Consider the following 12,255-nt stretch of genomic DNA (forward strand, 5'->3'; position numbering starts at 1 on the left):
GCACCTTATCGGCAGGAAATCGCTGTGCTTTAGGGTTATTTGTTTTATATCGTGTGCGATATTATTGCCTGAGATATAAATATCTGTTCTAATGGCCTGGAGTAAGATTTGTACTGTTGTACTGTTGCACTGGTAGCGAACCGAGGGAAATGAAAATGACAACACTATACGATTTTGAAATAGCGAATTTACAAGGCAAACCTCTAGACTTGTCTGCATATAAAGACAAAGTGGTCCTTGTGGTGAATACCGCTAGCAAATGTGGTCTCACCCCTCAGTATGAGGGTTTGCAGGCTTTATATGAGAAATACAAGGATCAGGGTTTGGTGATTCTTGGGGCGCCCTGTAATCAATTTGCCAATCAAGAGCCGGGCGATGCGAATACCATTGAGGGTAGCTGTTTGATCAATTATGGGGTCAGTTTTCCCATTACTGAGAAAATTGATGTGAATGGCAAAAATGCGCATCCGCTGTTTGCCTATTTAAAAAAGGCGGCACCGGGGACCCTGAGTAACGCGGTGAAGTGGAATTTCACAAAATTTCTGGTGGGTAAAGATGGATTGGCGATAAAGCGTTTTGCGCCAACAACGAAGCCCGAGAGCATTGCCGCCGATATAGAGGCCGCATTAGCCGCATGAGTCAGGTCTTGGTCGATACCGTGCCACCGCAGCTGCAGTTGGAAAATCAATTGTGTTTTCCCTTGTATGCGGCCTCGAGAATGATCACGCGTTTATATCAGGATAAATTAACGCCGCTGGGCCTAACATATCCACAGTATATAGTGATGATGATTCTGTGGGAGCGCGCACCGTGTGCGGTGAAGGTGGTAAGTGAGCATGCGATGCTGAACACTAACACTCTGACGCCGCTGTTAAAGCGATTAGAGCAGCAGGGCTTTATTCGTCGCAGTCGCAGTGTTGACGATGAGCGGGTTGTCATGTTGCACCTCACCGAGCTCGGCAGGGGTTTACGTGACGACTGTGAATGTGTGCCGCAGGCTTTGCTTAATAAGTTGGCGGTGAGCGAGAGCGATATTGTGCAGCTTCGGGATTTATTAAGCCGGCTGTTGCCTTTGCTCAGCGCTGGCGTTAATGACGATTAGCAAATCTTCGCTATAACAAAACGGGCTCCTGGGAGCCCGTTTCTCGTTTCGCCTTAAGCGAAGTGCTTAGCTAAACGCTTTAATGATGTTACCCAGCATTTCTTTCGCATCACCGAACAGCATCCGCGTGTTCTCTTTAAAGAACAGGGGATTGTCGATACCGGCAAAGCCAGAAGCCATTGAGCGCTTCATCACAAACACATTGCGCGCCATGTCGACGTTAATGACCGGCATACCGTAAATTGGGCTGCCTTCCATTTCACGTGCTGCAGGGTTAACCACGTCGTTGGCGCCGATAACAATCGCCACGTCGAAGGTGTCCATGCGCGGGTTAATGGCGTCCATTTCCAGTAGCAGGTCATAAGACACGTCAGCTTCTGCAAGCAGTACGTTCATGTGACCCGGCATGCGGCCAGCAACAGGGTGAATAGCGTAAACCACTTCGGCGCCATTCTTTTCCAGTAGCTCTTGTAGCTCTTTGACCACGTGCTGAGCCTGTGCGACCGCCATACCGTAACCGGGCACGATAACAACGCTAGCAGCCGCTTCGAGCACGTAGTAGGCGTCTTCAGCGGTCATGGCCTTGGCTTCGCCTTCGATTTTGGCGGCCGCGCCACCTGCAGACACGGCGCTGAAGCCGCTGAACAAGACATTGCTCAGCGAGCGGTTCATCGCCTTACACATGATTTGCGTCAGGATAATACCGCTGGCACCAACCAGTGCACCGGCTACGATCAGGATGATGTTGTTGATCGCGATACCCGCCGCACAGGCCGCCAAGCCTGAGTAGCTGTTTAGCAGAGAGATAACCACCGGCATATCGGCACCGCCGATAGGAATAACCAGCATGATGCCCAGTAGCAATGACAGGCCAATCACCACATACAGATATATAGAGGTGGCGGGGCCAGTGCTAATGGTGAACATCACAGACGCCGCAATGATGGCGATAATCAGCAATATGTTAAAAATACGCTGACCGCTAAAGACCATCGCTTTACCAGAGATGCGCTCGCTGAGCTTGCCCCAGGCAACCATACTGCCCGAGAACGTCACGCCGCCGATCAGAATCGACAGGACGATGGTGATCAGTTCAAAGGTCGTTGCTTCAAAGCCGTAAAGTGCCGCCCAGCCCACGAACAAGCTAGCAACACCACCAAAGCCGTTGAACAGCGCCACCATTTCCGGCATGCCGGTCATTTCGACGCGGCGCGCAACGAGGGCGCCAATGAGGCCGCCGACCACAACACCGGCAATAATCCATTTGTAGTCAATAATGCTTTGATCAAGCAGAGTGATAACAACCGCGATAAACATACCCAGCGCAGAGACCAGGTTGCCTTTGCGCGCGGTCGCTGGTGAGCCCAGCATTTTAAGACCAAAAATAAACAGCACGGCTGCTGCCACATAGGACAGGTTAACCAGTAATTCGATACCCATTACTTAGTGCTCCCTTTTTTCTTGAACATAGCCAGCATGCGGTCAGTCACCATATAACCGCCGATCACGTTAATGGTGGCCATTGTCACCGCAATGGTGCCAAGAATAGTGGACAGTACCGCGTGTTCAGCGCCGGCCGAGGTCAGTGCGCCGACGAGGGTAATACCCGAGATCGCGTTTGAACCTGACATCAGTGGCGTGTGCAGGGTGGCAGGGACTTTATTGATCAGCTCAAAGCCTAAAAATATAGACAGCATTAAGATGAAAGCGAGAAATACTATTTCCATCATCTTCTCCTAGTTAATCAGGTTTTTAATGGTTTCGTTAACGATCTCGCCGCCGTGGGTAATCACACAGCCTTGCAGAATATCGTTTTCCATGTCGATAACCATTTTCTTGTCATCGCCGCTCCAGCCTTCATCAACGAGGTTGAAGAGGTTGGACGAATACATTTGGCTGGCATCGCGGCTAACAAAGTTAGACCAGTTGCCGTCGCCGATAATAGTCACACCGTCAACCACAACGGTTTGGCCTGCTACCGAGCCCTCAACGTTGCCGCCGCTTTCCGCTGCCATATCGACAATCACAGAACCGGGCTTCATACCCTTGATCATGTCGCTGGTGATAAGCACGGGTGGTTTGCGACCAAACAGCTGAGCCGTGGTAATCACGATATCTGAGTCTGCAATTTGCTTCTTTTGGCCTTCAAGCTGGAGTTTCATTTGCTCTTCGGTCAGGGCAACCGCGTAACCGTCTTTGGTCTGGCCGGTTTCGCCTAGATCGATATCGAGGAATTTGCCGCCTAGAGAGCGGACCTGCTCGGCAACAACCGAGCGGGTGTCAAACGCAACCACTTTGGCGCCGAGGCGCTTTGCAGTTGCAATGGCTTGCAGACCGGCTACGCCAGCACCGATGATGAAGACGGTAGAGGGCTTTAAGGTACCCGCGGGTGTCATCATCATAGGCAGAATGCGGGGCAATCTCGTGGTGGCAAGTAATACCATCACATAACCCGCCAAACTTGCTTGCGAACTCAGTGCATCCATCTTTTGTGAGCGCGTAGAGCGTGGAATCATTTCCATGCTGATGGCGCTAACGCCGCGATCACGAAACGCCTTAATTAAGCTGTGTTCGTTAAATGGATCCAGATAGCTGACGTGGATGCAGCCAGATTTCATTTGTCCAATTTCATCAAGCGTTGGCTTGCTGATACGTAAAATAATATCGGCGCTAGACAGCACGGTATTGCGGTCAGCGATAACAGTGGCGCCAGCGTCGGTGTATTCCTCGTCGCTAAAACCGCTGCCTAAGCCCAAGCCCGCTTCGATTTGAATCGTTGCACCGGCCCTGATTAGCTTTTTGGCATCTGTCGGAATGATCGCAACGCGGTTTTCGCCGCTCGCGAGTTCTTTTGGGATTCCTATGAGCATTGTTGTAGATCCATTGTGGTTAACAATTTGGTATTGGGTAAAACCGCGTAGGATATTACAACTAGCTTTAAGAAGCGATAAAAGTGTGGTTTAACTCAGTAGTCAATTCCAATAAAAAGCTCCATAAATTAAGGTGATAGCGCCATGTATTTACTCAATAGTACTGCTCGGGACGGTTGATGTTAGGCAGATGTACTTATGGTGGTCGCATCGTTCCGCGAACTAGACTGGTGAGGTAATTTGTCTATTTTGAGTGAGGTCGGGGCACAAGCTTAAAGAGAGCTAGTTTGTTTATGTCCAAAATCTCACTCAGTTACCCACTTGGGTCGTAAATGCCTAATCGCACCTTGATCTTGATAATCCCGCTGGCCTTAACTTACTTCGCTATTGGCAAGTTGGCACTGCTCCTCGCTATACCCCCTGGGTATGCCACCGCAATCTGGCCTTCGGCAGGTATTGCCTTATCTGCCATTCTCTTGAAGGGCTACCGTCTTTGGCCGGGAGTTCTGCTGGGCTCGTTTTTAGTAAATGTCGACGGAATGCCAAGTCTGTCGTCGTCATTCTTAACTTCTTTTTTCGTACCCATGGTTATCGCTACCGGCGCTGCTCTTCAAGCAGTGCTTGGTGCTTGGCTAATTCGTAGATATATAGGCAGCAGGATTTGTCTTGACAGTATTAGTGAGGTTTTTAAGTTTCTTGTATTCGCGTGTGGAGTAAGTTGCGCTGCGAGCGCCAGTATTGGCACCACTGCTTTGCTGTCCGCAGGGTTATTGCCTGCAGAAAATTATATATTCAACTGGTTTACGTGGTGGGTCGGCGACGGTCTCGGGGTGATGATTACTTCGATTCTGATCTTTGTGTATTTTGGGGAGCCAAGAGCTGTTTGGCGCAGCAGAAGACGGGTTCTACCGTTGGTTCTTGTCAGTGTTTCTCTGGTTGTCGTTACCTTGTATGTTTTGGGCAGTCGCTGGGAGCTGTCGCGCCAGCAGGGCGAGTTTAGGCGATATAGCCAACAAATTTTTAACGCAGCACAATCAAAAATCGATACCCATATTGATGACTTGCATGCGGTAAAGGCCTTTATCGAGGTGTCTGGCGGGCTTTCACGTGAGACTTATGAAGCTTTCGTGAAAGGGTTTTTAGACCGTAATGCGGGATTTCAGGCCATAGTCTGGGTGCAGCGAGTAGGTGCAGCAGAGCGTTTGGCGTTCGAGGCCTCAATCGGCGATGAGCTCGGCGCGCCGGTAACTATAATGGGCCGGGATCAAGATGGCAGCATGATTGTGCAGCCAGTCAAAGACGATTATTTCGTCATTCGATATATAGAGCCTATGGCAAAAAATGTAGGCGCTTTGTCTTATGATATTAGTTCAACTGAGCTGGTTCAAAATGCACTATCTCGGGCTTCTCTGTCCGGGATGCCGGCAACGACTGGGCCAATTTCTTTGGTGCAGGAGAGAGATGGACAGTTAGGTTTAGTTGTTTATCTGCCCGTGAATGCAGTCTCGTCGACGATGGGGGGCGGTGACTTGTCGGGTTATGTTGCGGGCGTTTATAGAGTGCCGGATTTAATGGCAGTATTACTGCCCAGGGCCGATTTACGAAATCTTTCTGGGGCGGTTTCTAGTTTAGATGGTAGTGGAAAAATATATTCAATTAATTCCTTGGACTCTAAACAAGCTTTGTTTTCGGATTCTGCGGTTTTGCATTTTGCCGATATTGACTGGCTTTTCGAGGTAGAGGCCGATCAAGGTTTTCTGGTTGGTAGTCGGTCCATGGTGCCGTGGACAATGTTGGTTGCTGGCTTGCTGTTTACCGGTCTATTGGGGATGACATTTTTAGTGCTTACTGGGCAAAAGCATAGATCCGATGTCGCCGGTGCAAAGCTCAAAGAGATGTTGCTTAAACTTCGAGAGACCCAAGATCACCTGGTGGAATCTGAGAAAATGGCTTCATTGGGAGGGTTGGTAGCGGGCTTTGCTCATGAGCTAAATACGCCACTTGGTATTGCGATCACGGCAGAATCAACCTTGCAGTCCGACCTTGGAAAATTGCGCGCGGCATTGGACGGCTCTGACTCACTAGCCCCGGTTGCCGAGACTTTATCGAGAATGCAGGAGGCGTCTCGCATGGTACTTTCTAATGTACAGCGAGCCGGGGCGCTAATTATGAGTTTTAAACAAGTGTCGGTTGATCAAGCAACAGCCGAGATCCGCGACATAAATTTACATGAATATTTAACGGATGTACTAAGTCATTTGTCATCCAGTTACCGCAGCGGCGGGCATAATGTGTCACTCGATTGCCCTAAGGATATTAGGATCCAAACCGTGCCGGGTGGAGTGGCGCAGGTGCTTATGAACTTATTGAGCAATAGCCTTACTCATGCTTTCCCATGCGGTAAGAGCGGAAATATTTGCCTGAGTGTGTGCAAGAGATATGACCATGTTGTGCTTAGATTCAGTGATGATGGTATTGGTATTCCTGTTGCAGATCAGAAAAAAGTGTTTGAGCCCTTTTATACAACTCGTCGCGGTGCTGGTGGCACCGGCTTGGGGCTGCATATCGTTTATAACACCGTGAAACGCCAGCTCAGGGGGCGGATTTCGGTAAATAGTCAGCCGGGCGGTGGGACGGTTATCGAGATAGTGTTACCCCTTATGATTAATGATTTTGCCTCGCAGGGGGAGGAATTCAGCTCCGTTGTTTAGAGAGGGGAGCGTTATGATCCCTAGGGTTTGGTCTTGATGCCGTCAAATAATAAATCAAGAGATTTCGCGACATACTCAGTTGAAAGTCCTGGTGGCGGGGAGCTCAGGTGGTGATGAAACAAACCAATAATATGGGTGTGGGTATGAATGGCGACGCATTCGGGGTTTAAATCGGCTCTTATTAACTTGGCTGTTTGCGCGTTATTGAAAAACCGCTGTAGTCTAATCGTTGCTAATTTGCGGTCGTTGCGAATTCGTTGCGTAAGTGATTCACTTTCATTGCACAGGGAGTACCTGAACACAAATCGTGTTATTTGCTCGAGTGCTGCTAGTTTGTTGGTGCGTTCAAAGGCGTCGACAATCACGTTTTTTAGCATATCCAAGGATAGGGTTTCATGGATGCTGGCATTGCCGAGTGCTTCCAGCGCTGCATCGGTGGGTGCGCCAACACTGTCCATCATGGCTTCGATTAAGTCTTCTTTATCTTTGAAGTGCCAGTAAATTGCGCCGCGGGTCACTCCAGCCTCGCCTGCAATGTCAGTTAATCTTGTACGAGTAATACCTTGAATTGCAAAGAGTTTGCCGGCGGCGTCAAGGATGCGCGCACGAGTAACTTCTGCATCGGCTTTAGATCGTCTCATTTATAGCTAACCCAACTATTATGTGTAGTGTTATGTTTTACAGAAACATCACTTTACATACATGCATGCATGTATGTAAAGTGATGTTCATATCTCCTTATGTGTGAGGCGTTTGCTAGTGCTTTCTTTTTCGTCCCGTTTTATTGCCGTCCTACTTTCATCTTTTACGCTCTTTGCTCTTGTTGCTTGTAGTAAAGAGAATCCCGCTCAGCAAGTTCTTCCTCCCATTCAGGTGAATGTGCTTCGCGCGGTTGAGCACTCGGTGCCGATTGGCGGGCTTTACCCTGGGCGGACCGTGGGTTCTAAGGAAGTGCAAATTCGGGCGCGTGTCGAAGGTATTTTATTACGCCGCGCGTATACCGAGGGACAGGCCGTCGCGGCTGGGCAGCTGTTATTCGAGATTGACGCCGCGCCGTTTGTGGTGGCATTGAACCGCGTGAAAGCGCAACTGGCTCAAGCGAATGCTAGTTTATCAGCCGCTGAGCGTCGCTGGCAGCGTGCGCAGGAGTTGATTAAAACCAATGCCATTAGCCGTCGTGAACGCGACGATACTGAATCCGATCTGGATTTTGCTAAGGCTGCGGTAAAGCTGGCTGAAGCAGAAGTGCAGGCGGCAAAAATTAATCTTGATTACACCCAGGTGAAAGCGCCAATCGCGGGAATCACCAGTCGCGAGGCCGTTTCAGAAGGTAGTTTGGTCGGTCCAGAAAATAGCTTATTAACGACTATAACCCAGCTTGACCCGCTTTGGATTAACGTGTCATTGCCGGATAAATTAGTGCTAGGCGTACGGCAAATGATTGATCGAGGCGAAGCGGCATTTGAAGGCAAGCGGGAAGTAGAAGTCCTTGTTGGTCAAGGTGAGACGTATCCGTATTACGGCCAGGTAAATTTCACCGAAAGTGCCATTGATCGCAGAACGGGAACGGTGCAGTTGCGCGCCATTATTCCTAACCCTGATGGCACCTTATTACCCGGACAGTTTTTACGCGTTAAGTTGCATGGTTTAATAAGCCTTAATTCGATAGTGTTACCTGCACGCGCAGTATTACAGGGCGCACAGGGGACATACGTCTATAAAGTGGGTAGTGACAATCAGGCAGAAATGCTCAGCGTTACCTTAGGTATGGACGCAGAAGACGGCGTCATTATTGAGTCAGGTATTGATGCCGGTGATCTTATTGTGGTCGATGGTGTCTCGCGAGTTCAACCCGGCGCAGCTCTTTCGCCCAACGAGCTTGAGGTTCCTGCGGCGGACCCGATACCGAGCGAGGCGGTAGTAATAGATTCTGGTAAGCCAGATTCCCCGCGAGCGGACGCGTCTGCGGTGGCGGGGGAGGCGGAGTGAGCGCACGTTTCTTTATTGAGCGCCCGGTACTATCAATAGTTATATCCCTTATGATTTTACTTGGTGGTGCGACAGCAATGAGTCGTCTGCCCATTTCTTTATACCCGGAGTTTTTGCCGCCAGAAATTGTCGTTTCAGCTAACTATCCGGGCGCCAATGCGGAGACAATTGCTGAGACCGTAGCCGCACCGCTAGAGCAGCAAATAAACGGCGTTGACGGTATGTTGTATATGTCTACGCAAGCGTCGGCCTCTGGCTCGGTAAGTATCAGCGTGGTATTTGCGACAGGAACGGATCCGGATCAAGCTGCAATCAACGTGAGTAACCGCGTTGCGGTAGCGGAAAATCGCTTGCCGGAAGCGGTAAAGCGATTGGGTATTCAAGTCAGTAAGCGCTCTTCAAATATTCTGATGATTTACGCGCTGACATCGGATTATCCGCAGTACGATTCAATCTATCTAAGTAACTACGCTCTGCTAAATATTGTTGACGAACTGCGTCGTTTACCTGGTATTGGTGACGCTCGCTTAATGGGTGCAAAAGATTACTCGATGCGGATTTGGCTGCAGCCAGATCGCCTCGCAGAGTTTGCCCTAACACCAGCGGATGTGGCGCAAGCGGTGCGGGAGCAAAATGCGAATTTTGCGGCGGGAAAGTTTGCAGCTGAACCTCTGGTTCAAGATACGCCGTTCACCTATACGGTCACGACTCAGGGGCGTTTAGCAACGGTATCCGAATTTGAAGATATTATTTTGCGTACAGATAATTCAGGTGCCACCTTGCATTTGGGAGATGTTGCTCGTGTCGAGCTGGGCGCAAAGGACTACGCATTCCAAGGTGCATTTAATGGCCAGCCCGCTGTGCCGGTGGCGATGTATTTGCAGCCCGGCGCTAACGCTTTAGAAACGGCGAAGCAGGCTCAAGAGGTGTTAGAGCATGTGCGAGCAAAGTTACCTCCGGGAATTGAGTTAACTTTGGCATTTGACACAACGGTCTTCGTAGAGCATTCGATTAAAGAAGTCATTATTACATTCTTAGAGGCGCTGGTACTGGTTGTACTAGTCATGTTTATTTTCTTGCAAAACATACGCGCAACTATTATTCCCCTGCTGGCGATTCCAGTGTCAATCATTGGTACATTTGCCGGGCTTTATATTGTCGGTTTTTCCATTAATTTATTGACGCTGTTTGGCTTGATACTCGCTATCGGTATCGTTGTCGACGACGCTATTATCGTGATCGAAAATGTCGAGCGAATAATGGAAGAGCAGCACGTAGACGCCGACACGGCGGTTAAGCGGGCCATGGAAGAAGTCTCTGGACCATTAGTAGCTATTGTTCTGGTCCTGTGTGCGGTGTTCTTACCGGTTATCTTTATGGATGGTTTAACTGGAGAGATGTACCGCCAGTTTGCTGTGGCCATTTCCGTTTCCGTTATTCTGTCGGGAATTGTGGCGTTAACCTTGACGCCTGCGCTGTGCTCAATGCTGTTAAAAAGCAAGGTGCACGCGCCGGCTAGTACCGGCTTTCTGGGTGGGTTTAATCGCTGGTTTGCTGTGCTTCGCAACGGCTATGTGAACGTCACCAGGGCGATTATAGAGCGCCGTCGCATCGGTTTAAGTGTGTTTGCCGGTTTGATGTTGGGGCTGTGGTATTTGTTCAGTATTGTGCCAAGCAGTTTAGTGCCGAGCGAAGATCAAGGTTACATCATGATGGCGTATAAGACGCCACCAGCCGCCTCTTTGTCGCGGACCATGGCGGTGACGGATGTCATGAACACGCGCATTCTAGAGCAGGATGAAGTGCGCAGCCTGATAACTTTCTCCGGCTTTGATTTACTGGCGTCGGCACAAAAGACCAATGCCGGCGTGTCATTTATTATGCTAAAAGATTGGGACGAGCGCCTGGAGGCAAGGCAGAGCTCAGATGGGATGGCCAAAAGTTTACCCAGGCTCGGCGACGATCTATTAGATGGTCAAATGTTCGCCTTTAATCCACCGCCGATTCTTGGTTTGAGCAGTACGGGGGGCTTTGAATTTTATGTGCAAAATCGCGGTAGCAGTGACTTCATTGAAATGGACAAGCAGCTGCAAGCCTTTCTGGCTTTAGCGAATAAACAGCCTGAATTGGTTGGTGTAAACACTACCTTCGATATTAATACACCCCAATACCGACTGACGCTCGATCGTGAGAAAGCCTTGAGCTTGGGCGTGCCAGTGGCGGATGTGTTCAGCACAATGCAGGCGACGTTCGGCAGCTTATACGTCAATGATTTCACCTTGTATGGCCGCAGCTTCCAGGTAAACCTTCAGTCAGAAGAGGACTTTAGAACCTCACCGGATGATTTAGGGAAGGTCTTTGTGCGGGCAGACTCGGGCAGTTTAGTGCCACTGCGCTCGCTGCTGCAGGTTGAGCGTATTGTCGGACCTGACACGGTTAGTCGCTTTAATGGTTTTTCCGCCGCGAAAGTGATGGGTAGCCCGGCGGAAGGTTATAGTTCTGGTGACGCTTTAGCTGTATTAGAGCGAGTTGCGGCCGAAGCCTTGGGTCCCGATTTTGATTTGGGGTGGGTGGGCAGCTCATATCAGGAAAAGGCGTCTAGTGGTTCCGGTAGTCAAGCTTTTGTATTAGCGGTGTTGATGGTGTTTTTGATTCTGGCGGCCCAGTACGAGCGCTGGATAATTCCCGCTGCGGTTATTTTGGCTGTGCCGTTTGCGTTGTTGGGCGCCATATTGGCAACGTGGATGCGAGGCTTGGAAAATGACATTTATTTCCAGATCGGCCTGGTCTGTTTGATCGGTTTGGCGAGTAAAAATGCCATATTGATAGTTGAATTTGCCATGCAAAAACAGCGACAGGGAATGACTATTGCGGATTCGGCCGTTGAGGCAATTAGATTGCGCTTCCGCCCCATCGTGATGACTTCACTGGCATTTACCTTGGGCTGCTTACCTTTGGCTTTGTCCAGTGGTGCGGGCGCTGCTAGTCGCATATCACTAGGTACCGGCGTGATCGGCGGCATGTTGCTGGCGACCTTTTTGGCGACGGTATTTGTGCCGCTGTTTTATGTCTTGCTTGCGACGCTCGGCGAGAAAGTAAAACGCAGTAAATGATGTAAGGGTAATTCTTGCAGGGCGGTCTAGCTGCCCTGCATTCTATCTCCGTAATCCCAGCTTGATAAGGTCTTCGTTTCAAGTTTGATGACATATTCATCAGCACTTCTGCTCAATAACCATTTCTTCAAGCTGGGCTGTGAATCCCCGACATAGCGATCGATCAGCTTAGTCAGTACCAGTCCATTGCTGTCTTTTGCGAGAGTGGCAATGGCCTTGCCTCTTACGCCGCAATACGGCAAATTATTGACAGACACGTCGAAGGCGCAGTGTGGATTGTTTTTTAAAACGCGGATGATTTTTGCAGATGCATGGCTCGCACAAAGAATTTGCTCACCGTCGACGATATACCAAAGCGAACATACTATTGGAAAACCGTCGCTATCTATAACCGCCAACCTTAGCGGACTGTATTGCTCCTTCAAAAATGTCAGTGCATCCATGTCGTGGTTTCTCGCTCTGATTATTGT

General features: G+C 49.6%; 10 protein-coding genes. 5 read left to right on the forward strand and 5 right to left on the reverse strand.

Going from position 1 to position 12,255, the window contains the following annotated elements:
• The first annotated feature begins 155 nt into the window (after positions 1 to 155).
• Positions 156 to 638, forward strand: a complete 483-nt coding sequence (locus AAC007_RS07980) for a glutathione peroxidase (RefSeq protein ID WP_339675815.1) — start codon at positions 156 to 158, stop codon at positions 636 to 638.
• A complete protein-coding gene (locus AAC007_RS07985) occupies positions 635 to 1,102 on the forward strand; it encodes a MarR family transcriptional regulator (protein ID WP_339675817.1) in 468 nt (155 codons plus the stop codon). The genes AAC007_RS07980 and AAC007_RS07985 overlap by 4 nt, the downstream gene beginning before the upstream one ends.
• A gap of 66 nt (positions 1,103 to 1,168) precedes the next feature.
• On the opposite strand, the gene AAC007_RS07990 is transcribed toward AAC007_RS07985, so the two are convergent.
• The 3 genes from AAC007_RS07990 to AAC007_RS08000 are packed head-to-tail and all read right to left on the reverse strand — an operon-like array spanning position 1,169 to position 3,972.
• Positions 1,169 to 2,542, reverse strand: coding sequence for an NAD(P)(+) transhydrogenase (Re/Si-specific) subunit beta (locus AAC007_RS07990; protein ID WP_219044454.1), 1,374 nt, complete (start codon positions 2,540 to 2,542; stop codon positions 1,169 to 1,171).
• Positions 2,542 to 2,829: an NAD(P) transhydrogenase subunit alpha gene (locus tag AAC007_RS07995; RefSeq protein ID WP_295871981.1), complete on the reverse strand. Its 288-nt coding sequence runs from the start codon at positions 2,827 to 2,829 to the stop codon at positions 2,542 to 2,544. The genes AAC007_RS07990 and AAC007_RS07995 overlap by 1 nt, the downstream gene beginning before the upstream one ends.
• 9 nt (positions 2,830 to 2,838) lie before the next feature.
• Positions 2,839 to 3,972 (reverse strand): NAD(P) transhydrogenase subunit alpha, encoded by a 1,134-nt coding sequence (locus AAC007_RS08000; protein WP_295871206.1) that lies wholly within the window; start codon positions 3,970 to 3,972, stop codon positions 2,839 to 2,841.
• 332 nt (positions 3,973 to 4,304) lie between these two features.
• Between AAC007_RS08000 and AAC007_RS08005 the strand changes: the two genes are divergently transcribed.
• Positions 4,305 to 6,683 carry a CHASE domain-containing protein gene (locus AAC007_RS08005; RefSeq protein ID WP_339675821.1) on the forward strand — a complete coding sequence of 793 codons (2,379 nt, stop codon included), beginning with the start codon at positions 4,305 to 4,307 and terminating at the stop codon, positions 6,681 to 6,683.
• A gap of 20 nt (positions 6,684 to 6,703) precedes the next feature.
• Here the strand turns inward: AAC007_RS08005 and AAC007_RS08010 are convergent, their stop codons facing one another.
• On the reverse strand, positions 6,704 to 7,324 hold the full coding sequence (locus AAC007_RS08010; RefSeq protein WP_339675822.1) for a TetR family transcriptional regulator: 621 nt from the start codon (positions 7,322 to 7,324) through the stop codon (positions 6,704 to 6,706).
• A gap of 118 nt (positions 7,325 to 7,442) precedes the next feature.
• On the opposite strand from AAC007_RS08010, the gene AAC007_RS08015 reads away from it, so the two are divergent.
• Both AAC007_RS08015 and AAC007_RS08020 read left to right on the forward strand, forming a co-directional pair.
• Positions 7,443 to 8,672, forward strand: coding sequence for an efflux RND transporter periplasmic adaptor subunit (locus AAC007_RS08015; RefSeq protein ID WP_339675824.1), 1,230 nt, complete (start codon positions 7,443 to 7,445; stop codon positions 8,670 to 8,672).
• On the forward strand, positions 8,669 to 11,785 hold the full coding sequence (locus AAC007_RS08020) for a multidrug efflux RND transporter permease subunit (RefSeq protein ID WP_339675826.1): 3,117 nt from the start codon (positions 8,669 to 8,671) through the stop codon (positions 11,783 to 11,785). Before AAC007_RS08015 ends, AAC007_RS08020 begins: the two co-directional genes overlap by 4 nt.
• A 26-nt stretch (positions 11,786 to 11,811) precedes the next feature.
• On the opposite strand, the gene AAC007_RS08025 is transcribed toward AAC007_RS08020, so the two are convergent.
• Positions 11,812 to 12,228: a hypothetical protein gene (locus tag AAC007_RS08025; protein WP_339675828.1), complete on the reverse strand. Its 417-nt coding sequence runs from the start codon at positions 12,226 to 12,228 to the stop codon at positions 11,812 to 11,814.
• Between the last annotated feature and the right edge of the window lie 27 nt (positions 12,229 to 12,255).

The sequence above is a fragment of the uncultured Zhongshania sp. genome, from assembly GCF_963975605.1.
Lineage (GTDB): Bacteria > Pseudomonadota > Gammaproteobacteria > Pseudomonadales > Spongiibacteraceae > Spongiibacter > Spongiibacter aquimaris.